Source organism: Polynucleobacter antarcticus (assembly GCF_013307245.1).
Lineage (GTDB): Bacteria > Pseudomonadota > Gammaproteobacteria > Burkholderiales > Burkholderiaceae > Polynucleobacter > Polynucleobacter antarcticus.
In genome coordinates this window covers 1777715-1803198 of the sequence record NZ_CP028941.1, presented here as the reverse complement: position 1 = coordinate 1803198, position 25484 = coordinate 1777715, and the positions used below count along the sequence as shown (strand labels likewise).

20 protein-coding genes are annotated in these 25484 nt (G+C 47.2%); 11 read left to right on the top strand and 9 right to left on the bottom strand.

All coding sequences use genetic code 11. From position 1 onward, the window contains the following. Positions 1-32 precede the first annotated feature (32 nt). A complete protein-coding gene (locus tag DCO16_RS09360) occupies positions 33-2936 on the bottom strand; it encodes a valine--tRNA ligase (protein ID WP_173943393.1) in 2904 nt (967 codons plus the stop codon). A gap of 24 nt (positions 2937-2960) precedes the next feature. Here DCO16_RS09360 and DCO16_RS09355 point away from each other — a divergent pair, with 24 nt between their 5' ends. Further along, on the top strand, positions 2961-5345 hold the full coding sequence (locus tag DCO16_RS09355) for a UvrD-helicase domain-containing protein (protein WP_173943392.1): 2385 nt from the start codon (positions 2961-2963) through the stop codon (positions 5343-5345). A gap of 18 nt (positions 5346-5363) precedes the next feature. Here DCO16_RS09355 and DCO16_RS09350 read toward each other — a convergent pair whose 3' ends face one another. Genes DCO16_RS09350 through DCO16_RS09340 form a run of 3 tightly spaced genes read right to left on the bottom strand, consistent with a single transcriptional unit; the run spans position 5364 to position 7539 of the window. Then, positions 5364-6146 carry a BPSS1780 family membrane protein gene (locus DCO16_RS09350; protein ID WP_173943391.1) on the bottom strand — a complete coding sequence of 261 codons (783 nt, stop codon included), beginning with the start codon at positions 6144-6146 and terminating at the stop codon, positions 5364-5366. Further along, positions 6143-7126, bottom strand: a complete 984-nt coding sequence (locus DCO16_RS09345) for a homoserine kinase (RefSeq protein ID WP_173943390.1) — start codon at positions 7124-7126, stop codon at positions 6143-6145. The genes DCO16_RS09350 and DCO16_RS09345 overlap by 4 nt, the downstream gene beginning before the upstream one ends. A 41-nt stretch (positions 7127-7167) precedes the next feature. After that, positions 7168-7539 carry a hypothetical protein gene (locus DCO16_RS09340; RefSeq protein ID WP_254598036.1) on the bottom strand — a complete coding sequence of 124 codons (372 nt, stop codon included), beginning with the start codon at positions 7537-7539 and terminating at the stop codon, positions 7168-7170. Between the two features lie 116 nt (positions 7540-7655). Here DCO16_RS09340 and polA point away from each other — a divergent pair, with 116 nt between their 5' ends. Genes polA through DCO16_RS09325 form a run of 3 tightly spaced genes read left to right on the top strand, consistent with a single transcriptional unit; the run spans position 7656 to position 12216 of the window. Next, on the top strand, positions 7656-10505 hold the full coding sequence (gene polA / locus DCO16_RS09335) for a DNA polymerase I (protein ID WP_173943389.1): 2850 nt from the start codon (positions 7656-7658) through the stop codon (positions 10503-10505). Positions 10506-10540: 35 nt separating this feature from the next. Next, positions 10541-11437, top strand: coding sequence for a dienelactone hydrolase family protein (locus tag DCO16_RS09330; RefSeq protein ID WP_173943388.1), 897 nt, complete (start codon positions 10541-10543; stop codon positions 11435-11437). Positions 11438-11442: 5 nt separating this feature from the next. Then, entirely contained in the window at positions 11443-12216 is a 774-nt protein-coding gene (locus DCO16_RS09325) for a ZIP family metal transporter (protein WP_173943387.1), read from the top strand. On the opposite strand, the gene DCO16_RS09320 is transcribed toward DCO16_RS09325, so the two are convergent. Continuing rightward, positions 12213-13043: a sulfurtransferase gene (locus tag DCO16_RS09320; RefSeq protein WP_173943386.1), complete on the bottom strand. Its 831-nt coding sequence runs from the start codon at positions 13041-13043 to the stop codon at positions 12213-12215. The two genes, DCO16_RS09325 and DCO16_RS09320, sit on opposite strands and share 4 nt — an antisense overlap. A gap of 69 nt (positions 13044-13112) precedes the next feature. Beyond that, entirely contained in the window at positions 13113-14219 is a 1107-nt protein-coding gene (locus DCO16_RS09315; RefSeq protein ID WP_173943385.1) for an aromatic ring-hydroxylating oxygenase subunit alpha, read from the bottom strand. Between the two features lie 161 nt (positions 14220-14380). Here DCO16_RS09315 and xseB point away from each other — a divergent pair, with 161 nt between their 5' ends. From xseB to dxs, 3 genes are read left to right on the top strand one after another with little or no spacing between them, the layout of a single operon-like run. Continuing rightward, complete coding sequence (gene xseB, locus DCO16_RS09310; protein WP_173943384.1) at positions 14381-14614, top strand: exodeoxyribonuclease VII small subunit; 234 nt, start codon at positions 14381-14383, stop codon at positions 14612-14614. 24 nt (positions 14615-14638) lie between these two features. Beyond that, positions 14639-15553: a polyprenyl synthetase family protein gene (locus DCO16_RS09305; protein WP_173943383.1), complete on the top strand. Its 915-nt coding sequence runs from the start codon at positions 14639-14641 to the stop codon at positions 15551-15553. Between the two features lie 25 nt (positions 15554-15578). After that, the gene (gene dxs, locus DCO16_RS09300) at positions 15579-17477 is read left to right on the top strand and encodes a 1-deoxy-D-xylulose-5-phosphate synthase (RefSeq protein ID WP_173943382.1); all 1899 of its coding nucleotides are present in this window, start codon (positions 15579-15581) and stop codon (positions 17475-17477) included. Here the strand turns inward: dxs and tsaD are convergent. Further along, positions 17469-18542 carry a tRNA (adenosine(37)-N6)-threonylcarbamoyltransferase complex transferase subunit TsaD gene (gene tsaD / locus DCO16_RS09295; protein ID WP_173943381.1) on the bottom strand — a complete coding sequence of 358 codons (1074 nt, stop codon included), beginning with the start codon at positions 18540-18542 and terminating at the stop codon, positions 17469-17471. The two genes, dxs and tsaD, sit on opposite strands and share 9 nt — an antisense overlap. A 79-nt stretch (positions 18543-18621) precedes the next feature. Here tsaD and rpsU point away from each other — a divergent pair, with 79 nt between their 5' ends. The 4 genes from rpsU to rpoD all read left to right on the top strand — a co-directional run bounded on the left by rpsU (position 18622) and on the right by rpoD (position 24240). Then, on the top strand, positions 18622-18834 hold the full coding sequence (gene rpsU / locus DCO16_RS09290) for a 30S ribosomal protein S21 (protein ID WP_011903537.1): 213 nt from the start codon (positions 18622-18624) through the stop codon (positions 18832-18834). A gap of 143 nt (positions 18835-18977) precedes the next feature. Then, complete coding sequence (locus tag DCO16_RS09285) at positions 18978-19424, top strand: GatB/YqeY domain-containing protein (RefSeq protein WP_173943380.1); 447 nt, start codon at positions 18978-18980, stop codon at positions 19422-19424. Between the two features lie 36 nt (positions 19425-19460). Further along, positions 19461-21410, top strand: a complete 1950-nt coding sequence (gene dnaG / locus DCO16_RS09280) for a DNA primase (RefSeq protein WP_173943379.1) — start codon at positions 19461-19463, stop codon at positions 21408-21410. Positions 21411-21633: 223 nt separating this feature from the next. After that, positions 21634-24240 carry an RNA polymerase sigma factor RpoD gene (gene rpoD, locus DCO16_RS09275; protein ID WP_217426656.1) on the top strand — a complete coding sequence of 869 codons (2607 nt, stop codon included), beginning with the start codon at positions 21634-21636 and terminating at the stop codon, positions 24238-24240. A gap of 30 nt (positions 24241-24270) precedes the next feature. Here the strand turns inward: rpoD and DCO16_RS09270 are convergent, their stop codons facing one another. Continuing rightward, complete coding sequence (locus DCO16_RS09270) at positions 24271-24675, bottom strand: PIN domain-containing protein (RefSeq protein ID WP_173943378.1); 405 nt, start codon at positions 24673-24675, stop codon at positions 24271-24273. After that, positions 24665-24895 carry an AbrB/MazE/SpoVT family DNA-binding domain-containing protein gene (locus DCO16_RS09265; RefSeq protein WP_173943377.1) on the bottom strand — a complete coding sequence of 77 codons (231 nt, stop codon included), beginning with the start codon at positions 24893-24895 and terminating at the stop codon, positions 24665-24667. Before DCO16_RS09265 ends, DCO16_RS09270 begins: the two co-directional genes overlap by 11 nt. Between the last annotated feature and the right edge of the window lie 589 nt (positions 24896-25484).

Sequence of the window (25484 nt, the reverse complement as noted above, 5' to 3'; positions counted from 1 at the left end):
TTCCGATCTATTCCAAAAGGGGTGCTGCATCTTTATTTTATTCGCTCTAATTGTGCAACGAGCTTCTCATGATTCTGTTCAAACCCTGCTAAACGTTGCTTTTCTTGTGCAACTACTTCTTCTGGGGCGCGAGCGACAAAGCTCTCGTTGGTGAGCTTACCCCGTGCTTTAGTAATTTCATTGGCTAGACGCTCAATTTCTTTACCAAGACGAATTCTCTCGGCGGCAACATCCACTTCAATTTTTAGTAAGAGCTTCAGATCGCCTACTAAAGCAATGGGTGCCCCTGGGGCATCTTTCTCTAAAGCGGATTCATCTTGATAAATTTTGACTTCAGAGAGCTTAGCCAGTGCAGTGATATAAGGACTCGCTTGTTTTAAGAAATCTTCTGGTCCACTGATCCACAAAGGCACTTTGAGTGCTGGGGACACTTGCATTTCACCACGCAAATTTCTGCAGGCATCCACAATGGCTTTAATTTGGGCTACCCACGCTTCGCTGCTTTCATCAATTTTTTCTGGTTGCGCAATTGGGTAAGGCTGTAAGGCAATCGTTTGCTTCTCTTGATTTGCTAGTACTTTACCAACTTTAGGCCCTACGGTTTGCCACAGCGTCTCCGTAATAAACGGAATGAGAGGATGCGCCATACGCAAGATAGTTTCTAAAACGCGCAATAAGGTGCGACGGGTAGCGCGTTGTTGGGCTGGTGTACCAGTCTGCAATTGCACCTTGGCTAACTCTAGGTACCAGTCACAATACTCATCCCAAATAAATTGATACATACTCGTGGCGATATTATCAAATCGATAGTTTTGAAAGCCTTTAGCGACATCGGCTTCTGTTTTTTGCAGAATCGACACAATCCAGCGATCTGCCGGAGAAAAGTCGAGATGACCTTCAGGGCCGCATTGCTCATTGCAAGGTGCAAAGCCATTGTCTTCATCATTGCCTGGGCAATTCATGAGTACGAAGCGGGTTGCGTTCCAAAGCTTATTGCAAAAGTTACGATAACCCTCACAACGCTTTTGATCAAAATTAATATTACGACCAAGTGATGCCAGGGAAGCAAAGGTAAACCGTAAGGCATCTGTACCAAATGCCGGAATACCTTCAGCAAATTCTTTTTTGGTTTTCTTACTAATACTTTCTGCTTGCTTAGGATTCATTAAGCCCGAGGTGCGCTTACTCACCAATTCTTCAATGGTGATGCCATCAATCAGGTCAATCGGGTCCAGAGTATTTCCTTTGGACTTACTCATCTTCTGGCCTTCTGCATCACGTACTAAGCCATGCACATAGACCGTATGAAACGGTACTTTGCCCGTGAAATGGCAGGTCATCATCACCATACGCGCTACCCAAAAGAAGATGATGTCAAAACCCGTGACTAATACGGAAGAGGGTAAGAAGTGCTTGAGTGCCGGCGTTTGCTCTGGCCAGCCTAAGGAGCTAAAGGGGACTAGTGCAGAACTAAACCAGGTATCTAAGACATCGGGATCGCGATGGAGTGTGCCAGTATAGCCAGCTGCCGCTGCTTTTGTTTTAGCTTCCGCTTCAGAGCGCGCTACAAAAATTTGCCCATCATCGCCGTACCAAGCAGGTATCTGATGACCCCACCAGAGTTGACGAGAGATGCACCAGTCTTGAATATTTTCAAGCCACTGGCTGTAAGTGCTGAGCCAATTTTCTGGGACGAGTTTGATATCCCCCTTAGTCACCGCATCTAATGCGGCGCTCGCGATCGATGAGCCTGGTTGATATTGGTTATCGGGGCTCGGCTTAGATACTGCGACAAACCACTGATCCGTCAGCATCGGCTCAATGATGGTTTGTGTGCGATCACCTCGTGGCACCATCAACTTATGGGGCTGTACTTTTTCTAATAGGCCTGCCGCATCTAAATCCGCAACGACTTGTTTGCGTGCAGCAAAGCGCTCTAAACCTTGGTAAGCCAAAGGGGCATGCTCATTAATATGGGCATCTAAAGTCAGAATGTTAATTAAGGGTAATTGGTGACGCTGTCCTACTGCATAGTCATTAAAGTCATGGGCTGGGGTGACTTTAACCACACCCGTACCAAAAGCGACATCCACATAGTCATCTGCAATGATGGGAATGTCACGGTTGCATAAAGGCAGGTGTACGGACTTCCCAATCAGATGGTGGTAGCGCGGATCTTCTGGATTGACCATCACCGCAACGTCACCCAATAGTGTTTCTGGTCTGGTAGTAGCCACGGTTAAATGGCCAGAGCCATTCGCTAGGGGATAGCGAATATGCCACATGAAGCCTTCTTCCTCTTCACTCACTACTTCTAAGTCAGAGACTGCTGTACCTAATACGGGGTCCCAGTTCACTAAACGCTTACCGCGATAAATCAGTCCTTGCTCATGCAGGCGAACAAATACTTCCACTACGGCTTGGGACATTTTGTTGTCCATCGTGAAATATTCTTTGCCCCAATCAATCGATGCACCCAGGCGACGTATTTGACGGGTGATACTAGAGCCAGAGGCTTCTTTCCATTCCCAAACTTTTTCGAGGAACTGTTCACGACCTAAATCATGACGCGATATTTTTTGGGCATCGAGTTGACGTTCAACAACAATTTGCGTGGCGATACCAGCATGATCAGTACCGGGTACCCACAAGGTGTTTTTGCCAGACATGCGGGCATGGCGCACGAGACCATCCATGATGGTTTGATTAAAGGCATGACCCATATGCAGGGTGCCGGTCACATTTGGGGGTGGCAGCTGAATCGAGAAATTCTCTTTACCTTCAACCATGGTTGCATCTGCAATGCCTCTACGTTCCCATTCTGGGCCCCAATAGGCTTCTATTGGGCCGGGTTCATAGGATTTGGCGAGTTCATCAGCTGAACTGGTCGCAGGAGGATTCACTCCGGAGTTGGGGGTATTCGAAGCATTTAGCATAAGAGGCAAATTATAATTGGGACGATGTACTCAGACTTGCTCGCGAACCTCAACCCAGAACAGCGCGAGGCAGTGACCCTCCCGCCCTCAAATCCCCAAGGCCAATCTCAGTCAGCCCTCATTTTGGCTGGTGCCGGTAGCGGTAAGACCCGCGTCCTCACTACCCGTATAGCCTGGTTGATCCAGACAGGCCAGGTTTCACCGATTGGCGTCTTAGCAGTGACTTTCACCAATAAGGCTGCCAAAGAGATGATGGTGCGCCTGAGCGCTATGCTCCCGATCAATACGCGGGGCATGTGGATAGGCACCTTTCATGGTCTTTGTAACCGTTTATTACGGGCACACCATAAAGAGGCTGGCCTACCCTCTACCTTTCAGATTTTGGACACTCAAGATCAGCTATCTGCCATTAAGCGTCTTTTAAAGGGTTTAAAGGTCGATGATGAGAAATACCCTCCTAAGCAGTTGCAATACTTTATTGCCCATGCCAAAGAGCGTGGCCAGCGGGCGCGTGAGCTCTCCGTGGGGGATGACTTCCAAGCCAAGATGGCGCAGCTATATGAGGCTTATGACGCACAGTGTCAGCGTGAAGGCGTCGTCGACTTTGCTGAACTCTTATTGCGAAGCTATGAATTACTTAAACATAGCGAAGCGATACGCACACATTATCAAGAGCGCTTTCGTCACATTTTGATTGATGAGTTTCAGGATACCAATGCCTTGCAATACGCTTGGCTCAAATTACTCTCTGGTCATGATGCCGGTCAAATCAATGTCAGCGGTGCTGGCAGTAGTGCAGTCTTTGCGGTGGGTGATGATGATCAAAGTATTTATGCCTTCCGTGGTGCTGATGTAGAGAATATGCGCCTCTATGAAAACCAATACCATCCGATGATGGTGAAGTTAGAGCAAAACTATCGCTCCCACGGACATATTCTCGACACCGCGAATTTCTTGATTTCTAATAACACCGACCGTCTAGGAAAAAACCTTCGTACCGATGCGGGTCATGGCGAGCCTGTGCGTATTTACGATGCACCAAGTGATCATGCTGAAGCGGCTTGGCTAGTTGATGAAATTAGAGCTCTAGTGAACAGCGGCATCAAACGCACGGAGATCGCCTTGCTTTACAGAAGTAATGCGCAATCCCGGATTATTGAACATGCCTTATTTTCGGCAGCTATTCCCTATCGTGTGTATGGTGGCTTGCGCTTCTTCGAGCGTGCTGAGATTAAGCATGCTTTAGCCTACCTCCGTCTTTTAGAAAACCCGAACGACGATACTTCCTTCTCGCGGGTGGTGAATTTTCCTACGCGGGGTATCGGGGCGCGATCGATTGAATCTGTGCAAGATGCAGCCAGAGATCAACAATCCTCTTTGTATCTAGCCGCCTCTACCTTAGAGGGTAAATCAGGGGCTGCTCTCAGCGGATTTGTTCGTTTAGTAGATCACATGCGTGAAGCCACCCGTCACAACACCTTACCCGAAACAGTGGAGTTTGTGATTCAAAATAGTGGTTTGATACAACACTATCTTTCAGAGCGCGAGGGACAAGACCGCGTAGAGAACTTACAAGAATTAATCAATGCAGCAACGGCTTTTATTGCGGAAGAGGGTTATGGTCAGGATGCGGCTGCAGCCATGTTGCCTGGTGAAAACGCACCGGGTGTCGTAGAGGTGTCGCCATTAGCTGCTTTCTTATCCCACGCTTCCCTAGAGGCTGGCGATAACCAAGCACAAGCAGGGCAAGATGCAGTGCAATTAATGACAGTGCATTCAGCCAAAGGTTTGGAGTTCACAGCAGTATTTATTACTGGCCTAGAGGAAGGTTTATTTCCTCATGAGAACAGTATTAATGAGCACAATGGTTTGGAGGAAGAGCGCCGCCTGATGTATGTGGCTATCACCCGTGCTAAAGAGCGTTTATATCTCTCGCACACCCAGTCACGCATGCTGCATGGCCAAGTACGTTACAACATGCCTTCTCGTTTTTTAGAAGAGCTACCAGCGGATTCATTAAAGTGGTTGACACCCAAAGTGAAAGACGCGCGTTGGGGCGGTAGTAGCGGTAGCAGCAGTCGCACAGGATCTACTTGGCAAGATGGTTATACCCGTCAACGGGATTATGAGTCGAATGATTTTTTTGATTCTGGTAGTGAGAACAGGCAACCCGCCAAGCAAATTGGTCGTGTAGGTTCAGCATCTACCACCGTCAAAAGAATGGCGTCACCACCACGGGGTCAGTACCCCTTCACTATTGGGCAGAATGTTTTTCATACCAAGTTTGGCGAAGGCCGTGTGACAGGCTTAGAGGGCAACGACACAGATGCGCGCGCTCAGGTGAACTTCAAGCGCCATGGTGTGAAATGGTTACAGCTCAGTATCGCTAAGTTGGCTGCGATTGATTAATTATTTTTGAGCAGCTGCTTAGGCAATCAGTTCAGCGGATTCTTGATCGGCAAAGCATGCTTTCCAGGTGGCAAAGAAAGAGCAGTGCATGACGGTGAGTCCAGCCATCGAAAGAGGGGCAACGATGAAGGTAGCCACTTGGCTTAAACCAAAGACATCAAAAACCAAACCAATAGTCAGCGGAATACCCACTAAAACAGCACCCCAAATAGCAAGATACAAAAAGAATGCCCCACGATTTCTCCAGCAGGCAATGCAACTAGAGAAGAGGGCTTGCGGAATCGGCATATTTTCCCAGGCAACCAGCACAGGCGAGAACCACATCAACATGGCTATAGGTACATAAAACAAGCCGCCATAAAAGAGCAGTAGATAAATTTCTTGAATCATTTCAGGCGTTGTGACCTTATCACTCATTAAGAGCGGTAGAAGTAATTCAAAATCGACCAGCATGCTCAAGATAAAACTCAGAATCATCACGAGCGCTGCATACACTAAGCCTAATTGCAAAATACGCTTACGGACGAGTGGCGTTGATTTTAGTGCTGCTAAATAGACCGTCGGCAGAATGCGCTCTTTCAAAATAGCGAGACGGCAGGCAGTCATAAATCCAACGGAGAGGGTAGGCGTGAGTACTAGTACGGCCAACACGCCAATAAAAGGAATGAGCACTGCTAATTGCGCTATGAAGATATACATAAATATCAACATCAAAAAGCCTAAAGGATTTTGCTTAAATAGCCAAATGCCTTGACGGATCCAGGTATGCGCTTCTTTAGGGGAAACAGTATTGAGGTTCATATTTTTTTGCGGCTCAAAAGGATATTTTCAAAATGTTGCGGGTTATGGGGTGTCAGCATATGGGCATTACGTGGTAAATAAAAATCCCACAAACGAGAAATCCAAAAGCGCAGCGCTGCTGCCCTCAGCATCAATGACCAACTCGCTTGCTCTTCCTTGGTCAGTGGGCGTATCGCTTGATAGGCATCTAGCAATGATCTTAAGCGACCAGGATCTAAATCCTGTTTGTTCTCTGCGAGACACCAATCGTTTGCAGTCACTGCTAGATCAAATAGCCATTTATCCGTGCCTGCAAAATAAAAGTCAAAGAAGCCACCAAGCTGATCTTGCTGGGTATCCGAAGCGCTTGAACCTTTTGGGTCAAAGAGGACGTTATCTCTAAAGAGGTCGCAATGACTCGCGCCTTCAGGGAGTGCGGAATAGTCCGCTGATGCGAAAAAATCCGCTTGGGTAGCCAGTTCGTCACGCAGTAATCCTTGCTGCGCGGTGTTAAGGTGCGGAAGTACTTGAGGGACCGTTTTTTGCCACCAGGGTAAGCTGCGTAAATTTGCTTGGGTATGTTGAAAATCAGCGCCTGCCAAATGCATCTTTGCGAGCATCTTACCTACTAGTTCACAGTGATACTCTTCTGGTGCTAGCCTCGATAGGCCAGGCAGCTTACTGACAATCGCTGCCGGTTTGCCTTTAAGAGAAAACAGAATGGCACCCGCATGGTTAGCAAGAGGCTTGGGTACAGGAATGCCTTTATTAGCCAAATGACGCATGATCTCCAAGTAGAAAGGCAATTGTTCTGCAGAGAGTCTTTCAAAAATAGTTAAAACATATTCTTGTTTCTGACCATCTCGCTCGGTATCTAAGAAGAAATTCGAATTTTCAATGCCACCATGAATACCGCGGATATCAATAGCTGTGCCAATCTCAAAATCACGAGCGATCCATTCTGAAATATCGCTTAACGCAATGGGGGTAAACACAGCCATAACTATTTAAGGAATGAGAAGTTCTAAATCGATGACTGTACTCAAAAAGGCAATTTGATGCTGGGAACGCTGATGAGATCCGTTTCTTTCGGAGGCCCAGGCATCACAGTAGCAGGGGGCGCCATTTCATAAGTAGTGAAGCGGGTTTTGACATCCACCTGAGTGGGCCCATTGGCATCTTTGTATTCAGTAATTTCAGTGCCAGTCGCTTCTTTATGCTGAAAGCTCGGTTTGCGCGCTTCCGGGGCATTGGTTTCTTGGGAAGCGCTCACGGGCGGAGAAAGTGGCTGCTTATTGATGCGTTGTAACTCGGCTGGGCTCAGAGCCTGAGAATTACTCTGTGCTTGGGCAGAATGGAGCCCAAAAGCCGCAAAAGCCATAAAAAAGCTCATAAAAACAAGGGTATGGTTCATTGAGGAGTGGATTACGTTAGTTAGAGCATGCATCATTTTTCACCTTTAAGTACCCATTTTAGGGAGATTTACACCGGATCTGTAGGCAGTTAGCAACTAGATTGTACGATTGCGGTATGACTAAACATAGACTCTTGTTGGTAGACGGCTCTAGCTACCTCTACCGCGCCTTTCATGCCATGCCAGACCTCCGAAATGGGGCGGGCGACCCAACTGGGGCAATTTACGGGGTGGTCAATATGATGCGCCGGGCTAGATCGGATATTCAGGCTGACCATATCGCTTGTGTTTTTGATGCCAAGGGTAAGACCTTCCGCGACGAAATGTACCCTGACTACAAAGCCCATCGCTCGCCCATGCCAGAAGATTTAGTGAAGCAGATTGAACCCATTCATGCGATGGTCAAAGCTCTGGGTTGGCCTGTGTTGATGGTGTCCGGTGTCGAAGCAGATGATGTGATTGGCACCTTAGCTTGCCAAGCAACCCAGGCAGGATGGGAAACCATTATTTCTACTGGCGATAAAGATCTCGCGCAATTAGTCAATCCTTCCGTTACCTTAATCAATACGATGACTGATGAAAAGCTCGACATCGAAGGCGTGATTGCGAAGTTTGGTGTGCCACCAGAGCGAATCGTAGATTACCTATCAATTATTGGTGATGCCGTGGATAACGTTCCTGGTGTCCCGAAGGCTGGACCAAAAACAGCCAACAAATGGTTAGCAGAATTCGGCGACTTAGATCAATTGATGGCTAATGCCGATCAAGTGAAGGGTGTTGTTGGCGAGAACTTGCGCAATAGTTTGGAGTGGCTACCCAAAGCCCGCCAACTCATTACGGTTAAAACCGATTGTGATTTATCGCCACACTTACCAGGCTTAGACGATCTGCATGCCAAGCCTGAAGATGCACCGCTATTGCGAGAGTTATTTGAACGTTATGCATTTAAGACTTGGTTGCGAGATGTAGAAAAGCAATTGGGAAGACCTGCTGTATCTGCTGAAACTGCTAGTGAGGAATATAGCAGTGGTTTTGATTTGGCGGGGAGTCCACTTCAACCTGCAAGCGTTGCAGGTAACAATACAACTAGTAAAAAATGGGGTGCAGTAGCCACATCACCAACCACTGCTTTATCTCAAGCAACGACTGATTTACAAAGCGCGATTTCAAAACACTATGAGTGTGTTGTTGATGAAGCTGCCTTGGAGCGTTGGATCAAAAAGATCGAGGGCGTAGCACTGACTGCAGTAGATACTGAAACGACAGGTTTAGATGCACTTGCTGCAGAGCTGGTAGGTATCTCGCTATGTGTTGCGCCTGGCGATGCTTGTTACATTCCTGTAGCACATCGCAATGGAGAGACGCAGCTGGGTCGTGAGCTAGTTTTAGCCCGCCTGAAGCCTTGGTTAGAAAGCACCACGAACCATAAAGTAGGGCAGCACCTCAAGTACGATGCCCATATTTTTGCAAACTACGGCATTACCTTGCAGGGCATTGCTTTTGATACCTTGCTTGAATCCTATGTGCTTGAATCCCATATGCCACACAATATGGACAGCTTGGCCGATCGGCATCTGGGCATAAAAACGATTCGGTATGAAGAGGTCTGCGGTAAAGGGGTTCACCAAATTGGCTTTGATCAAGTCGATCTCAAAATAGCCACAGACTATGCCGCTGAGGATGCTGACATTACGTTGCGTTTGCATTTAGCTTTATGGCCACAGATTCAGGAAAGCCCTGGTCTGTTGTACGTATATGAAAAGATTGAGATGCCCGCCATGCGGGTCTTGGGCATCATGGAGCGCAATGGTATTCGGATTGATTCAGCCTTACTCTCTCGCCAAGGGCAGGAAGTGGGCAAGCGGCTACTCTCTTTAGAGGGAGAAATTCATCAGCTAGCGGGACAACCTTTTAATATCCAATCACCCAAGCAGATTGCTGAAATTTTATTCGGACAACTAGAACTTCCAGTAATTAAAAAGACGCCCTCTGGTGCGCCATCAACGGATGAGGAAGTATTGCAAAAGTTAGCCGAAGACTATCCCTTGCCCGCCCGTATTTTGGATTACCGCAGTCTGGCTAAATTAATGTCAACCTATATTGAGAAGTTGCCACGCATGGCCGATCCTAAAACAGGGCGCGTACACACCAACTTTTCTCAGGCTACCGCAGTTACAGGGCGCTTAGCGTCGAGTGAGCCCAACTTACAAAATATTCCCGTACGCACAGAAGAAGGTCGTCGTATTCGTGAAGCCTTTATTCCGGCAGAGGGTTGTAAGTTGTTATCAGCCGACTATTCTCAAATTGAATTGCGCATCATGGCGCACATCGCTGAAGATGAAAATTTGCTAGCAGCATTTGCTGCAGGGAAGGACGTGCACCAAGCTACTGCAGCAGAGATTTTTGGGGTGCCATTAGATGCTGTGAATTCAGAGCAGCGTCGCTATGCCAAGGTGATCAACTTTGGTTTAATTTACGGCATGAGTGCCTTTGGCTTAGCAGGCAATCTGGGAATTGAGCGCTCTGCAGCCCAAAGCTATATCACTAAATACTTTGATCGCTACCCAGGAGTAGCCCAATATATGGAGCGAACTCGTCTAGAGGCAAGAGAAAATGGTTATGTGGAGACCGTCTTTGGTAGGCGTTTATGGTTGCCGGAGATTAAAGGCTCTAATGGCCCTCGTCGTCAAGGTGCTGAGCGCGCAGCGATTAATGCACCCATGCAAGGCACTGCCGCAGATCTGATTAAATTGGCTATGGTGGCAGTGGAGAACTGGTTGGAAAAGGAGCAATTAAAGACCCGTATGCTCTTGCAGGTCCATGATGAGTTGGTATTTGATGTACCTTTGGATGAATTGGCGCTATTGCAGGCCAAGTTGCCTGATCTGATGTGTAAAGTAGCGGATCTGAAGGTTCCTTTAGTAGTTGGTATTGGGATTGGCGATAATTGGGAAGAAGCACATTAATTCATTCATAGATATAAGTGAAGGAGACTGAAAACATGACAATCAAAAAAAATATAGATTTAAAGCCGGCTTCTAGTGATAGAAGAGGCTTTATGAAGGCCTCAGCAGTCACCGCCACTACGCTAGGTATTGGTTTTGCGCCTGCTTCACAGCCGGTGATGGCTGCAGCGATCGTCACTGACTTTGCTGGCATAAAAGCGGCTGAGCAGATGATTCCTGTAGGTAGCTTTCAGATGCCGGCCTATGTTTCTCGTCCGGAGCAGTCTAAAGGGCCTTTGCCGATAGTGATTGTGGCTAGTGAAATCTTTGGTGTGCATGAGTACATTGCTGATGTCACTAGACGGTTCGCCAAATTAGGATATTTAGCTATCGCCCCTGAATTCTTTATGCGTGCTGGTGATCCAAATACCTTTGGAACTGTCGCAGAAATCCAAAGCAATATCGTTGCTAAGACTCCCGATGCGCAAGTCTTAAATGATCTGCAAGCAGCGCTCGTATGGGCTGGTAAAAATGGCGGCGATCTAAAAAAGGTGGGCGTTACTGGATTTTGTTGGGGTGGTCGCATTACTTGGTTGGCATCGACTCTGCCGCAGGTGCGTGCAGGTGTTGCTTGGTATGGTCGCGTCATTGGTGAGAAAACAGAAAATAGCCCACGTCACCCCGTAGATATTGCTGCTGATCTCAAGGCCCCTGTATTAGGTTTATATGGTGCGGCCGATACCGGTATTTCTTTAGAGAGTGTCGAGCAAATGCGTGAGGCGCTGGCAAAAGCAGCTCCTAAAAATACTGCAGCTAAGGCATCTCGTTTTGAAGTGTATCCAGAGGCTCCCCATGCTTTTCATGCGGACTACCGCGCGACGTATCGTGAAGGCCCTGCTAAAGATGGTTGGGCAAAATGCCTTGCTTGGTTTAAGCAAAACGGAGTAGCGTAATTTATATGTCAGCACTACAAAATATCGTGTTGGTAACGGCATTAGCGGGCACTACTAGTGTTTTAGTAGCTGCCAGCTTTTCCGTGGCCTTTTTGTCGAAGATGGTTCACAACATGGTGAGCGTATCTGTCGGTATTTTGTTGGCTACCGCTTTGCTGCATTCCTTGCCTGAAGCATTCACGATGGAAGGCGCTAATCCACAATTACTCTTCGCTACTTTGCTTGCTGGCCTTCTAGGTTTTTTCTTACTTGAAAAAATTGCTTTATTACGTCACAGTCATCATCACGAAGGAGATGGTCACGATCATCACCATGGCCATGATGCGGAAGTCGCTGGCCGCAGCGGTTGGATGATCTTAGTAGGCGATGGCCTCCATAATTTTGTCGATGGTATTTTAATTGCAGCTGCTTTTATGGTGGATTTTCAAGTAGGCATCTTTACGGCGATTGCCATCATTGCCCATGAAATCCCTCAAGAGATTGGTGATTTTATTGTGCTCTTGAACGCAGGCTTTACACGCACGCGGGCCTTAATTTACAACCTGATTTGTGGATTGTCTGCGGTGCTTGGTGGAGTGCTGGCGTATTTCTTTTTAGAACAAGCGCACAGTGCAATGCCTTACTTATTAGTGATTGCGTCTAGCAGCTTTATCTACATTGCCGTAAGTGACCTCATCCCCCAAATGCATCGTCGCCCCCATTGGGCCGAGTCTTTGCGTCAAACCTTGCTGATCGCTTGCGGGGTAGGCCTGATTATTTTGCTGTCCTTATTGCACTAGAGTGCAACAGGCCGACTAGGGTCGGCACACCATTCACTCCAACTGCCAGCATACAAACGTGAGCCCGTTAGCCCTGCCACTTCCATCGCTAACATGTTGTGGCAAGCGGTGACTCCAGAGCCGCATTGATGAATGACCTCAGAAGCTTTAACAGAGCCGAGTAAGGCAACAAAGTCTTGATACAGTTGCTCGCGCGCCTTGAAACTCTTGCGAGATAAATTTTCTCTAAAGCAGTAGTTGATCGCACCAGGTATATGGCCACCGACGGGATCTAAAGTTTCATTCTGCCCCTGAAAGCGATCGCTTGCGCGGGCATCCACCACGATATATTTTTTACTCTCTAAATTAGCAAGTACCTCATCCACCAACACGAGGCCAAAATAGGGCATGGCTGGCACAGGCGTATTGGCAGGGCTTGCTTGGCGTGGCAGATTACCAATCGGGCCATTCCAGGCATCGAGCCCGCCATCTAGTACTTGCACTTTTGCGTGCCCAGTCGCTTTTAGCATCCACCATAGGCGGCTAGCATAGACCGAACCTTGATTGTCATAAGCGACTACTAAGGTTTGAGAATCCATTCCTAAACGGGTTTTGGTGAGCGCCCAAGCCTCTGGTGATGGGAGGGGGTGACGACCATTTTGACCGGTCGCATCACCTGATAAATCATGATCGAGGTCCACATAGATCGCACCCGGAATATGACCCTCTAAATAAGATTTTTTACCTGCTTGTGGATCTACCAGATCAAAACGGCAATCACAGATTAAGACGTTTTCGCCACTATTGATAATTTCTTCTAACTGGTTGGCAGTAATGAGCGGAGTCATGATGTCTTCCTATTCAAGTGAAATGCAAAGTGTGAAACTGGGCGCAATTGCGCCAAGCTCTTTTCTAAATTATGCCCCTGAATAAGCCATAGCGCGACGGTACCATTCATGAAAATGTTGCATGCCATCTTCCATGGGGCTTTGATAGGGGCCTACCTCATTTACGCCACGGGCTAAGAGCGCTGCGCGGCCTGCATCCATCCGTTCTGCAATCTCATCATCTTCCATGCAGGTTTCCATATAGGCGGCACGCTCAGCTTCAACAAATTCCCGCTCAAATAAGGCGATTTCTTCAGGGTAGTAAAACTCAACAATATTGCGGGTTTTATGAGGACCCAGCGGATGTAATGTTGAGACGCAGAGCACACCTGGATACCACTCCACCATGACATTAGGGTAATAGGTGAGCCAGATAGCACCATGGCGCGGGGTCTTTCCTTGGTAATGACGCAGAACCGCTTCATGCCATTTTTGATATGTGGGCGAGCCTGGTTTTTCAAGGTTTTTATGTATCCCCACTGTTTGGACGCTATGCCAGTCACCAAACTCCCAATGCAGATCTTCACAAGAAACAAACTTACCTAGCCCCGGATGAAAAGGCACCACGTGATAATCCTCGAGGTAGACCTCGATAAAGGTCTTCCAGTTGTAGTTGCATTCATGCACTTCGACATGGTCAAGGATGTAACCCTCAAATTGCAAATCATCTGCAACCCCTAGCTTAGCGAGATCAGTGCGCACATCACGCGGACCCTCAAATAAGAGTCCTTGCCAATTCTGTAAGGGCGACTTGCCTAAATGCAGGCAAGGCTTATCTTCGAAATGAGGGGCACCCAGTAGGGAGCCATTTAAATCGTAAGTCCAGCGATGCAAAGGGCAAACAATATTGTCTACTTTGCCAGAACCATTGAGCATCAGCGCCTGACGATGACGGCAGACATTCGAGAGGAGTTCAATGCCTTGGGGATTACGAACGAGCAGGCGACCTTCGTTTTCTGAGGTCAAAGTTTGGTAGGAGCCGATGTCAGGCACCATGAGTTCGTGACCAACATAGCCCGGGCCCTGCTTAAAAAGCAGTTCAATTTCACGCTGATAGAGATCAACGTCAAAATAGGCCGAAACCGGCAGTTGTAAGTTGGACGGCGCAAGTTGCTGCGCGGTAGCCAGATTAGTCATTCTCCCCACCCCCGAAAACGTCAGCCGAAGCTAAGCGGAATAACCAATCCAACCATCGACGGATCGATATTGGAAAGGAAGGGGTCATTATACCCATCGGACCCCCATCTCGCTTTAATATAGAGGGCTGTATCTATCCGTAATTTGAAGGAATCAAATCCATGGCAAGCAAGAAATCAGACGGTCAAAAACCGGGTCTTGAGATCCAAATCGACTCTGACCTGCGATATGAGCAAGCCGTCAAAGAGCTAGAGCAGTTAATTGCTGACATGGAGTCTGGCAAGTTTTCTCTGGAAGAGACGCTATTAGCTTATCAACGGGGCGCCGCTTTGTTGAAGCATTGCCAAGGCGTGCTCTCTCAGGTCGAGCAACAAGTCCGGGTATTTGAAGCCTAAGACTGCGCTCAAGCACTTACTTTTATGAATACACCTTTTCAATTTGAGGCATGGCTTCGTAGCCACGGGCAACGAACTGAAGCGGCCTTAGAAGCTTCGCTCAACTCTAGCGATATTCATCCAGCTCGCTTACATGAAGCCATGCGTTACGCCGCGCTGGGTGGTGGCAAGCGTATTCGTCCTTTATTGGTGTATGCCGCTGGCGAGTTAAGTAGTGCAACAGATCCCAACATCATGGCGCAGACTGCCGCCACTTTAGATGCTGCTGCAATAGCGATTGAGTGTATTCATGCGTATTCACTAGTACATGATGATTTACCGTGCATGGATGATGATGATCTGCGTCGTGGTCGCCCAACGGTGCACAAAGCATTTGATGAGCCTACTGCTTTACTGGTTGGCGATGCCTTGCAAACCCGTGCGTTTGAGATTTTGGCAAATACTGCTTGTTCCTCAGAAATGCGGATCGCGATGATCGCTTCTCTGGCGAGTGCCTCTGGATCGAAAGGCATGGCTGGTGGTCAAGCGATTGATTTAGAGAGTGTTGGTAAAAAATTAGATCTCGCTGGCTTAAAGCAAATGCATGCCATGAAAACCGGTGCCTTGTTATCGTGTGCTGTGAGTTTGGGTGGTATTGCTGCGCAATTGAGTCCAGTTCAAATGCAGCATTTAGCAAAGTATGCCGAGGCACTTGGCCTAGCCTTTCAAATTGTGGATGATGTGCTGGATGCGACTGCCGATAGTCATACCTTAGGAAAAACTGCTGGCAAAGATGCTGCAAACGACAAGCCAACGTATGTCACTTTGATGGGTTTAGACTATGCACGCCAAGCTGCAGCAGATTTGCACGCTGTTGCACTGACTAGCTTGGCAAGTTTTGGTAATCAAGCCCAAGCACTGCAAGATTTGGCTGGGCTTGTGGTTCACAGAGGCAAATAACACTGATTAAGATTAATGAAGTTGTATGACCTTATATTCTATTAATTCTCCTGCAGATTTAAAAATACTATCCCGTGAGCAACTTCCTGCTTTAGCGGATGAGTTGCGCCAATTTGTTTTAGATTCTGTGTCTAAAACAGGAGGGCACCTCTCCTCAAATTTAGGAACAGTAGAGTTATCGATTGCGCTGCATTACGTGTTTGATACCCCGAAGGATCGGATTGTTTGGGATGTAGGTCATCAGAGTTACCCCCATAAAATTTTGACGGGTCGTCGTGATCGCATGGCTAGCTTGCGTCAGTTGCATGGTTTGTCTGGCTTCCCGCGCCGCTCCGAAAGTGAATACGATGCTTTTGGGGTGGGACATTCCTCTACTAGCATTTCTGCTGCGATGGGAATGGCGCGCGCTTTTCAAACCAAAGGGGAAAAGCAAGTAGCTGTTGCCGTGATTGGTGACAGTGCCATGACGGGTGGTATGGCATTTGAGGCGATGAACAATGCTGGTGTCTATGAGGATCTTCCACTGGTGGTAATTCTGAATGACAACGATATGTCGATCTCGCCTGCAGTGGGCGCGCTTAATCGACATCTTGCACGCTTACTCAGTGGCAATATTTACTCGGCTACTAAAAAGGGGATTGATAGTGTGTTGTCGATTGCGCCTCCCTTACGGGAGTTTGCAAAACGTCTTGAGGATCATGCTAAGGGCATGGTTTCTCCCTCAACTATTTTTGAAGAGTTCGGCTTTAATTATTTTGGTCCGATTGATGGACATGATTTGGATGCCTTAATTCCGATGTTACAAAACGTCCGTCGTCTAGCGCTCGAGGGTGGAGGCCCTCAGTTCTTGCATGTAGTGACGCGCAAGGGTCAGGGCTATGAGTTGGCTGAGGTAGACCCCGTGCTTTATCACGGCCCGAGTAAATTTAATCCTGAAGAAGGTATTCAGAAATCTGCCGGTCCTGCCCCCAAAACATTTACGCAGGTGTTTGGAGAATGGCTATGCGATATGGCGCAAGCCGATCCATTATTGGTGGGCATTACACCCGCTATGCGCGAAGGCTCAGGCTTAGTCGAATTTGAAAAGCGCTTCCCACAGCGCTACTACGATGTCGGTATCGCTGAACAACATGCCGTGACTTTTGCTGCGGGTATGGCTTGTGAAGGTATGAAGCCTGTCGTAGCGATTTACTCAACCTTCTTGCAGCGTGCCTACGATCAATTGATTCATGATGTAGCGATTCAAGATTTGCCGGTGTTGTTTGCATTAGATCGTGCTGGTTTAGTTGGTGCAGATGGCGCTACCCATGCGGGCGCGTATGACATTCCTTTCTTGCGCTGTATTCCGAATATGTTGGTGATGACACCAGCTGATGAAGCAGAGTGCCGTGATTTACTGACAACAGCATTCCATCAAGCGCACCCAAGTGCGGTGCGTTACCCACGTGGTGCCGGAGTAGGGACTATTCCTTCCACTGAATTACGCACTATCCCCTTGGGTAAAGGAGAATTACGTCGCACATCACATGCATCTGCTGGAAAGAGAATTGCTATTTTGGCGTTTGGTACTTTGTTGTATCCAGCCCTGGCAGTGGCAGAGCAAATTGACGCCACTGTGGCTAATATGCGTTTTGTAAAACCCTTGGATCTCGATTTATTAAAGACACTTGCGCAAGACCATGATTATTTTGTGACGATTGAAGATGGTGCGATTCAAGGTGGGGCGGGGAGCGCATGCTTAGAGGCGCTATCAGCGATGGGGATAAATAAACCGTTACTGCAATTAGGGCTGCCTGATGAGTTCATTGAGCATGGCGACTACAAACTCTTAATGAGCCATTGCGGCTTGGATGTTGCAGGCATTTTGAAAGCTATCCAGCTGCGTTTTCCGAGCCTGATGGCATTGCAAACCACATTAAATTAGATTATTGCTTGCTAAATCCCAACGGGGTTTGACATCAAAAGCGCCTGAAGTAGTTGAGCCATTGTTGTCGGCCAACATTCGGAGTGCTCCTGCAAATGCAATCATGACCCCGTTATCCGTGCACAAATCTACTGGCGGGTAGTGCGCTTCAAATCCATGCTTTTTCGCACTGGCATTTAAGGCGGTGCGCAACTGAACATTAGCGCCAACACCACCGGCTAACACCAGGTGCTTACAGCCAGTTTGTTTAAGAGCCTTCTCAGATTTGCTGACCAGTACAGCGACTAAAGAGTCGACAAAGCATCGCGCAATATCCGCATGAAAGCGCGCAATCTCTTGGGTATCTGAAACCCCCGTGCTAAGAAATTTATTCACCTGATTGAGAACAGCCGTTTTAAGTCCGGAAAAGGAAAAATCCAAATCTCCCGAATGCAGCATGGGTTTGGGCAAATCAAAACGGCCTAACTGCCCAGTCTCTGCTAGCTTAGACAACGCTGCGCCTCCGGGGTAGTCCAGACCGAGTAATTTGGCTGTTTTATCAAAGGCTTCACCCGCAGCATCATCCAAAGTCTCGCCTAAAAGTTGGTACTTACCAACCCCGCTAACCAACATGAGCTGGGTATGGCCACCAGACACCAATAATGCAATGAAGGGAAACTGCGGGGCAGATATCCCTAAAAGGGGGGAGAGGAGATGCCCCTCCAAATGGTGAATACCAATCGAAGGGAGCTTGAGGCCCTGAGCAAGGGATTTGGCAAAAGCACTCCCTACCAAGAGGGCACCGGCTAAACCAGGTCCCTGGGTATAGGCTACGGCGTCAATATCGCTTAATTCAAGTTGGGCAGCCAGTAAGGCCTCATCGAGGAGGGGCAAAACCCGCCGGATGTGGTCTCTAGAGGCCAATTCTGGGACTACGCCCCCATAATCTCGGTGCATGGCGATTTGGGTATGCAAAGCCTGCCCCATAATTCCCTGATGGGCGGGGGCGTTGTTTTCCCAGGGCGCGCTGTTATAAAGGGCTACCCCGGTCTCGTCACAAGAAGTTTCTATCCCTAAAACAATCATTTTTTTGCTTGGCCGTGCTAGAATCCATGATTCAGATTAATTTTTCGATATTTTTCGAGCATATACGAGTTAAACAAGTATGACTACAGTCCGCCTACGTGAGAACGAACCTTTTGAAGTGGCATTGCGCCGTTTCAAGCGCACCATTGAAAAAAATGGCCTTTTGACCGACTTGCGTGCCCGCGAGTTTTACGAGAAGCCAACGGCTGAGCGTAAGCGTAAAAAGGCAGCTGCTGCCAAACGCCATTACAAGCGTATTCGTAGCCAAATGTTGCCTAAGAAGCTCTACTAATCGTATTTAAAAGCGCTCCTCACCGAGCTGCTTTGAAACCCGCTGACGGTGAAACGCAGCGGGTTTTTGCTTTTTAGCTTTCACCGTAAAAAGTCAATACACTGAAGTGATAGTAAACCTCAAGTAAATCAGGAGCCAATGGGATGACCCTCAAAGATCAAGTAACGGAAGATATGAAGAACGCAATGCGTGCGAAAGATGTCGCACGCTTAGGCACTATTCGCCTTTTACTCGCTGCTATTAAGCAACGTGAAATTGATGAGCGCATTGTGGTCGACGATGCTGGCGTAATTTCCACGATTGAAAAAATGATCAAGCAGCGCAAAGACTCGATTACTCAATTTGAAAAAGCAGGGCGTGATGATTTAGTTGCCATTGAAGCCGCTGAAATGATTGTGTTGCAAGCGTATTTACCAGCGCAGTTATCGGATGCCGAAGTAGTGGAAGCCGTTGCTGCAGCAGTAGCCTCTACGGGCGCTACAGGCCCACAAGATATGGGTAAAGTGATTGGGGTCCTCAAGCCACTGCTAGCAGGCAAAGCCGATATGGGTAAAGTATCTGGCTTGGTGAAAGCCGCACTCGCTCAATAGCGCGTCACATAAGCTGCTAAACCGTACTGCTCGCTGATGGCACTCATTCCCCAATCCTTCATCGCTGATTTATTAAATCGGGTGGACATCGTGGATGTGGTGGGGCAGTATGTGAAATTAAAAAAAGCGGGCGCGAACTTTCAGGGTTTATGCCCCTTCCATTCTGAAAAATCTCCTTCCTTTTCGGTTTCCCCAACTAAGCAGTTTTATCATTGCTTTGGATGTGGTGCCCATGGTTCTGCAATCAGTTTTTTAATGGAGTACTCCGGTCTAGGTTACGTTGACACCATTGAAGAATTAGCCCGCTCCGCAGGTTTAGATGTACCTCGCGAAGAACGCACCGCAAATGATGTGGCGCGTCAACAGCAAACTATGGCTTTGAGTGAAGTCATGAGTGCTGCGGCAGATTGGTATCGCCAGCAACTGAAAGTTGCACCCCGTGCTGTGGAATATCTCAAGGGCCGCGGTCTTACTGGAGAAATTGCTAAGCGCTATGCCTTGGGCTACTCGCCCGATGGTTGGCAAGGCCTTGAGGCCGTCTTTGGAACGTATGCCAATGATGAAGTGGCAAAAACTTTATTAGAGGGTGGCTTACTGATACAGAGTGAACAAACAGAAACTCAGCAAACCGGACGTCGTTATGATCGTTTTCGTGATCGGGTGATGTTTCCGATTCGCAATCCTAAAGGCCAGACGATTGGCTTTGGTGGGCGCATTCTGGATCAAGGTGAGCCTAAGTATTTAAATTCTCCAGAGACCCCACTGTTCTCCAAGGGTAATACGCTATACGGATTATTTGAAGCAAGGCAGGCAATTCGTGCACAAGAATATGTCTTGGTATGTGAGGGGTATATGGATGTGGTTGCCCTGGCTCAGTTAGGTTTTCCAAACGCCGTGGCTACCTTAGGGACGGCTTGTACTGCAAATCACGTGCGGATGTTATTGCGACAAACCGATCGGATTGTTTTTTCATTTGATGGTGATGCTGCAGGTCAGCGTGCAGCTCAGCGCGCACTAGAGGCTTGCTTACCCTTGATGTCAGATGACAAAGAGATTCGTTTCTTGTTTTTACCAACAGAGCATGATCCTGATAGCTATGTGCGTGCTTATGGTGCCCCTGCTTTTGAAAAAGTGATTAAAGAAGCCATGTCTATTTCAGGTTTCTTTTTTAAGATCGTCAGTCAAGATCATGAGCTTGCCACACCCGAAGGCAGAGCCCAAACCCATCACGCCGCAAAACCGCTGTTACTGTCGATGCCGCCGATTGCGTTGCGTACACAAATCTTGCGTGAGTTAGCGATTCGGACAAACTCTACCGCTGCAGAATTAGAATCTTTTTGTGGCTTAAGTGTTGTGCCAGCACCAGCTCAATCAGGATCCTATTCCAACACTAGCCAACGTGCACCCAGTTTTAATCAAGGCAATTTGGGCAATCGCGCTCAAGGCGCTCCTTGGCAAGCATCTAAAGGTTCAGCCAAACGCGTAGCAACGCAAAATATGGCACCGCCTCAGGCACCTACCGATTTAGCAGAGCAGATGTTGCGGGTATTAATTCAGTTTCCGCATTTAGGTAAGGCTTTGGATGCCAACAAAAGAGCGCTAGCTTTGCAAGCATCTCAACTCCGCTCCGCCAAAGCGATGGAGCTGATGCAGGACTTGTTAGTCCAATGTGACCGGGTGGAGCTGATTCCTGGTGAGCAAGGCATGCCAGCGACGGTAGGTAGTGGTGCCTTCGCTTTGTTTCAGGATCAACTTGCTCGCAGTGAGTTAGCGCCCTTGTATGAAGTCTTGAGAAAACGGGTGATGGGTTCAGATCTTGATTTAGAAGGTGCGGTAGCAGATTTGGAGGGGGCGTTTAAAAAGCTGGAATTAACCCATCTGAAGACAGAAATGACAGAAATTGCACAAAAGATCGCTGCTAGTAATGCCACTGAGCAAGATCGGGCGCGCTATCGTGAGCTTGGTGAAAGACTGAAATATACGTAAGTATTTTCTGATTTGGCACTACCAAAACCAGAAATCAGCCCCCTATATTTGGTAGATCTGGGGGTAAAAAAGTTGCAATCGACTATAATCCTTTATTCCCAGAAAAAAACCGATTTAATTCAGCCACTTGCGCTTTATTTTCATAAAATTTTGGGCAAGCGGACAAATGTCTATGTATCAGCAGTCGAGATCAATCATCAGCAACGTGAGTAAGTACCCATAAATGCCTAATACCAAGAAAAAACCCGTGAAGTTAGCTGCTAAGCCAGTCGCTAAATCAAAGACGCCAGTTAAACCAGCAGTAAAAGCCAAGCCAGCCGCTAAACCTGTTGCCAAAGCCAAAACCCCAGTCAAAGGGAAGGCAGTTGCTAAGGTAGCAACTAAGCCAGTCTCTAAAGCAAAGACACCCGCTAAACCAGTAGCAAAAGCCAAGCCCGTTGCAAAAGCCAAAGCCCCAGTCAAAGGGAAGGTAGTAGCTAAGGCAGTTGCTAAGGTAGCAACTAAGCCAGTCTCTAAAGTAAAGACACCCGCTAAACCAGTAGCAAAAGCCAAGGTAGTTGCTAAGCCAGCCGTTAAACCTGTTGCAAAAGCCAAAGTCCCAGTGAAGGGGAGGGAAGTAGCTAAGCCAGCCGCTAAAGAAAAGATTCCCGCTAAGCCTGCAGTAAAAGCAAAGCTTGAAGCAAAAGCGGAAGCGCCTAAAAAAGGCAAAGCAGCCACCGCACCAAAAGCCGAAGTTGAAAAAGATACTAAGGATGCTAAAGGTGCTAAGGGCGCCAAAGGTAAAAAAACTCAGGCAGCTGAAGTTGAAGATGGCGATACTGAAGAAGTTAAAAAAGGCCGTAAGCCAAAGGTAGAGGCTTCCGTTGAGGGTGCTGAACCTGTTTTGACAGATCGCCAAAAGGCGCGTGAGCGTAAGGCAAAAGAAAAAGCATTGTTAAAAGAATTCGCGGCACAGCAGTTAGGCTCTGAAGAGCAGCAAGAATTACGTCGTACCCGTTTGAAGACCTTGATCAAGATGGGTAAGTCCAAGGGTTATTTAACTCATGGAGAAATGAATGACGTGATGTCAGATGAATTATCTGACGCTGAAGCATTAGAGACGCTGATTAGCTTGCTCAATGACATCAATATTACTATTTATGAGCAAGCACCTGATGCAGAAACATTGCTCTTAAATGAAAATGTATCTGCAGCAACAACTGAAGAAGAGGCGGAAGAAGAGGCGGAAGCCGCTCTCTCCACGGTGGATTCTGAGTTTGGACGTACTACTGATCCAGTACGTATGTACATGCGTGAGATGGGTACCGTCGATCTTCTAACTCGCGAAGGCGAGATTGTGATTGCTAAGAAGATTGAAGCTGGTCTAAAAGAAATGGTAATGGCTTTAGCGGCATGCCCTGTCACCATCGCTGAAATCTTAGGTAACGTCGATAAGATTGCTAGTGGCGAAATGGAGATCGACCAATTTGTTGACGGATTAGTAGATCCAAATGCTGAAGATATCAAGCTGGGACCAGAAGAGCCAGAGGTCGACCCTGATGCAGAAGAGAGCGAAGAAATAGAAGATGAAGGCGCTGCTAGTGCAGCTGCAGCATCAGCTAATGCCAAGCAATTGGAGGAGCTTAAGCAAATTTCCTTAGAGAAGTTTGCGATCATTCGTACTCAGGCTGACAAGATGCGCCGTGCCTTTGATAAAGAGGGCTACAACTGCCCTGCCTATATCAAAGCGCAAGAGGCTATTCGCAATGAGCTATTAGGTTTCCGCTTGACCGCTAAGAGTGTGGAGAAGTTATGCGACACCATGCGTTCACAGGTGGATCAGGTTTGGAAGCTCGAGCGCGGTATTGTCAATTTGTTAGTTGACAAGATTGGCGTTAATCGTGGTGATGTTATTAAAGACTTCCCGAAGATGTCCATGAATTTAACTTGGACAGACAAGCTTTTAAAAGAAAACAAACCTTACACTGCACTCTTGCAGCGTAATGTTCCGGCTATTCAAGAGCCGCAACAAAAGCTCATTGATATTCAGACTCGGGTTGTTATCCCACTTCCAGAATTAAAAGAAGTGAATAAACAAATGATTGCCGGTGAGAAGCGTACGCGTGAAGCGAAACGTGAAATGACCGTAGCAAACTTACGCTTGGTAATTTCGATTGCTAAAAAGTACACCAACCGTGGCTTGCAGTTCTTGGATCTAATTCAAGAGGGGAACATCGGCTTGATGAAGGCGGTAGATAAGTTTGAATATCGCCGTGGTTATAAGTTCTCTACCTATGCAACCTGGTGGATCCGTCAGGCGATTACCCGTTCTATTGCAGACCAGGCTCGCACGATTCGTATTCCAGTGCATATGATTGAGACCATCAACAAGATGAACCGCATTAGTCGTCAAATCTTGCAAGAAACCGGTCACGAGCCAGATGCAGCAACTTTAGCCCTCAAGATGGAAATTCCTGAGGACAAGATTCGGAAGATCATGAAGATTGCTAAAGAGCCAATCTCAATGGAAACCCCTATCGGTGATGATGCTGATTCTAACTTGGGCGATTTCATTGAAGATAGCAATACCTTGGCACCAGCTGAAGCTGCATTACATGAGTCAATGCGCGATGTTGTGAAAGACGTACTGGATTCATTAACACCCCGTGAAGCAAAAGTATTACGTATGCGCTTTGGTGTCGAGATGAGTACAGATCACACGCTTGAAGAGGTCGGTAAACAGTTTGATGTGACGCGTGAGCGTATTCGTCAGATTGAAGCGAAAGCCTTGAGAAAGATGCGTCATCCAAGCCGTAGTGACAAACTGAAGACTTTCTTAGAAGAAGATTGATTGTTATTTGAATAAAATTTGTGAATCCCTTTAAATGAAGGGATTCACAATATGCAGTCTCTTATCGATAATTTGTCGGTGCTGCATATCTTCTGAATAAAGCTTCTCACATCCTGATTGAAGTGCAGAGGCGATGATCATTGAATCGTAATGATGGTAGCCATACCTTCTTGAAATTTCTCGCCCCGATGCAAAAGTATCCAAGTCAATTGCTTGAACATTACATATTGCTATAAATTGCTCCAAAAACTCATCAATCTCTTTTGGTAAAAGCTTGCTTTTTCTTATGCTAACTGAAGTGAATTCATTGAGAACTTGGACGCTAATGATGCTTCCTTGGTCCAGATTTTGGGTTACCCATTCCGCTTTGCTTGATTGATCTGATAGTAAGTAGAGTAGGGTATTAGTATCAAAAAAGTTTTTCCTAGCGTTCATTGGCATCCATACGATCAAAGTGAAAGTCAGCTGGTAGTCGACCTCTATATTTTCGCAAACTCATAAGCCTCTCTTGTGCAGAGGGTTTCTTCTTGATTTTAAAATGGCTTCGACTTGCAACATCAATTTCAATATCGTCACCTTCTTTGAGATTAAGGATTTCTACTATCTGCGCTGGCAGCCGAATCGCTAGGCTATTACCCCATTTTGAGATGACCATTTTTATGCCCCTTACATTAGATATACATATAATAATGTATATCTAATTAGGGTGGAGAGTAAACCCCTGAGCGAAGCTGTGAATTCAGGGAGGTCCTTCCTTTACAATAGCCTTATCGGGCCCATAGCTCAGTTGGTTAGAGCAGAGGACTCATAATTGAGAAGCCCTTGAGGTCTTGTAGCAAAGACCTCAATGATTTCAACAGGTTAGTGGTGAAAATGGTGGGTAAAAAACACTACGCACCAACTACACACCGGAGCAAAAACCGAGGTGTGTAGTAAATAGCGGTTTTATGTAGTTTGAGTATGAATTTACAATCAAAGCACCCCTCAAAAGGTGTGTAGTAAATAGTAGTGAATGTAACGATTAAGGGCCCATAGCTCAGTTGGTTAGAGCAGAGGACTCATAGCGAAAGTTGTGCCTTATGCGTGGAAACTGCATAAGGGATGGTGTCAAATTCGGAGAAAGCTAAAGGTAGCTCAAGTATCAACTACCCAAGCCAACGCCGAGCCAAGCTTCAGCATGAAAGTGCTGTTGAAGGTGTAGAGACTAGACGGCACCCATCTAAGTTCAGATGTAGAGTTTGAAT

What these genes read in the sequence shown, in the direction of transcription:
- DCO16_RS09320 (WP_173943386.1), bottom strand. Translation starts at nt 13,043, where the DNA reads ATGACTCCGCTCATTACTGCCAACCAGTTAGAAGAAATTATCAATAGT.
- DCO16_RS09330 (WP_173943388.1), top strand. Translation starts at nt 10,541, where the DNA reads ATGACAATCAAAAAAAATATAGATTTAAAGCCGGCTTCTAGTGATAGA.
- DCO16_RS09340 (WP_254598036.1), bottom strand. Translation starts at nt 7,539, where the DNA reads ATGAACCATACCCTTGTTTTTATGAGCTTTTTTATGGCTTTTGCGGCT.
- DCO16_RS09355 (WP_173943392.1), top strand. Translation starts at nt 2,961, where the DNA reads ATGTACTCAGACTTGCTCGCGAACCTCAACCCAGAACAGCGCGAGGCA.
- dxs (WP_173943382.1), top strand. Translation starts at nt 15,579, where the DNA reads ATGACCTTATATTCTATTAATTCTCCTGCAGATTTAAAAATACTATCC.
- DCO16_RS09345 (WP_173943390.1), bottom strand. Translation starts at nt 7,126, where the DNA reads ATGGCTGTGTTTACCCCCATTGCGTTAAGCGATATTTCAGAATGGATC.
- tsaD (WP_173943381.1), bottom strand. Translation starts at nt 18,542, where the DNA reads ATGATTGTTTTAGGGATAGAAACTTCTTGTGACGAGACCGGGGTAGCC.
- DCO16_RS09325 (WP_173943387.1), top strand. Translation starts at nt 11,443, where the DNA reads ATGTCAGCACTACAAAATATCGTGTTGGTAACGGCATTAGCGGGCACT.
- rpsU (WP_011903537.1), top strand. Translation starts at nt 18,622, where the DNA reads ATGACTACAGTCCGCCTACGTGAGAACGAACCTTTTGAAGTGGCATTG.
- DCO16_RS09360 (WP_173943393.1), bottom strand. Translation starts at nt 2,936, where the DNA reads ATGCTAAATGCTTCGAATACCCCCAACTCCGGAGTGAATCCTCCTGCG.
- DCO16_RS09285 (WP_173943380.1), top strand. Translation starts at nt 18,978, where the DNA reads ATGACCCTCAAAGATCAAGTAACGGAAGATATGAAGAACGCAATGCGT.
- DCO16_RS09350 (WP_173943391.1), bottom strand. Translation starts at nt 6,146, where the DNA reads ATGAACCTCAATACTGTTTCCCCTAAAGAAGCGCATACCTGGATCCGT.
- DCO16_RS09305 (WP_173943383.1), top strand. Translation starts at nt 14,639, where the DNA reads ATGAATACACCTTTTCAATTTGAGGCATGGCTTCGTAGCCACGGGCAA.
- rpoD (WP_217426656.1), top strand. Translation starts at nt 21,634, where the DNA reads ATGCCTAATACCAAGAAAAAACCCGTGAAGTTAGCTGCTAAGCCAGTC.
- DCO16_RS09265 (WP_173943377.1), bottom strand. Translation starts at nt 24,895, where the DNA reads ATGGTCATCTCAAAATGGGGTAATAGCCTAGCGATTCGGCTGCCAGCG.
- dnaG (WP_173943379.1), top strand. Translation starts at nt 19,461, where the DNA reads ATGGCACTCATTCCCCAATCCTTCATCGCTGATTTATTAAATCGGGTG.
- DCO16_RS09270 (WP_173943378.1), bottom strand. Translation starts at nt 24,675, where the DNA reads ATGAACGCTAGGAAAAACTTTTTTGATACTAATACCCTACTCTACTTA.
- polA (WP_173943389.1), top strand. Translation starts at nt 7,656, where the DNA reads ATGACTAAACATAGACTCTTGTTGGTAGACGGCTCTAGCTACCTCTAC.
- DCO16_RS09315 (WP_173943385.1), bottom strand. Translation starts at nt 14,219, where the DNA reads ATGACTAATCTGGCTACCGCGCAGCAACTTGCGCCGTCCAACTTACAA.
- xseB (WP_173943384.1), top strand. Translation starts at nt 14,381, where the DNA reads ATGGCAAGCAAGAAATCAGACGGTCAAAAACCGGGTCTTGAGATCCAA.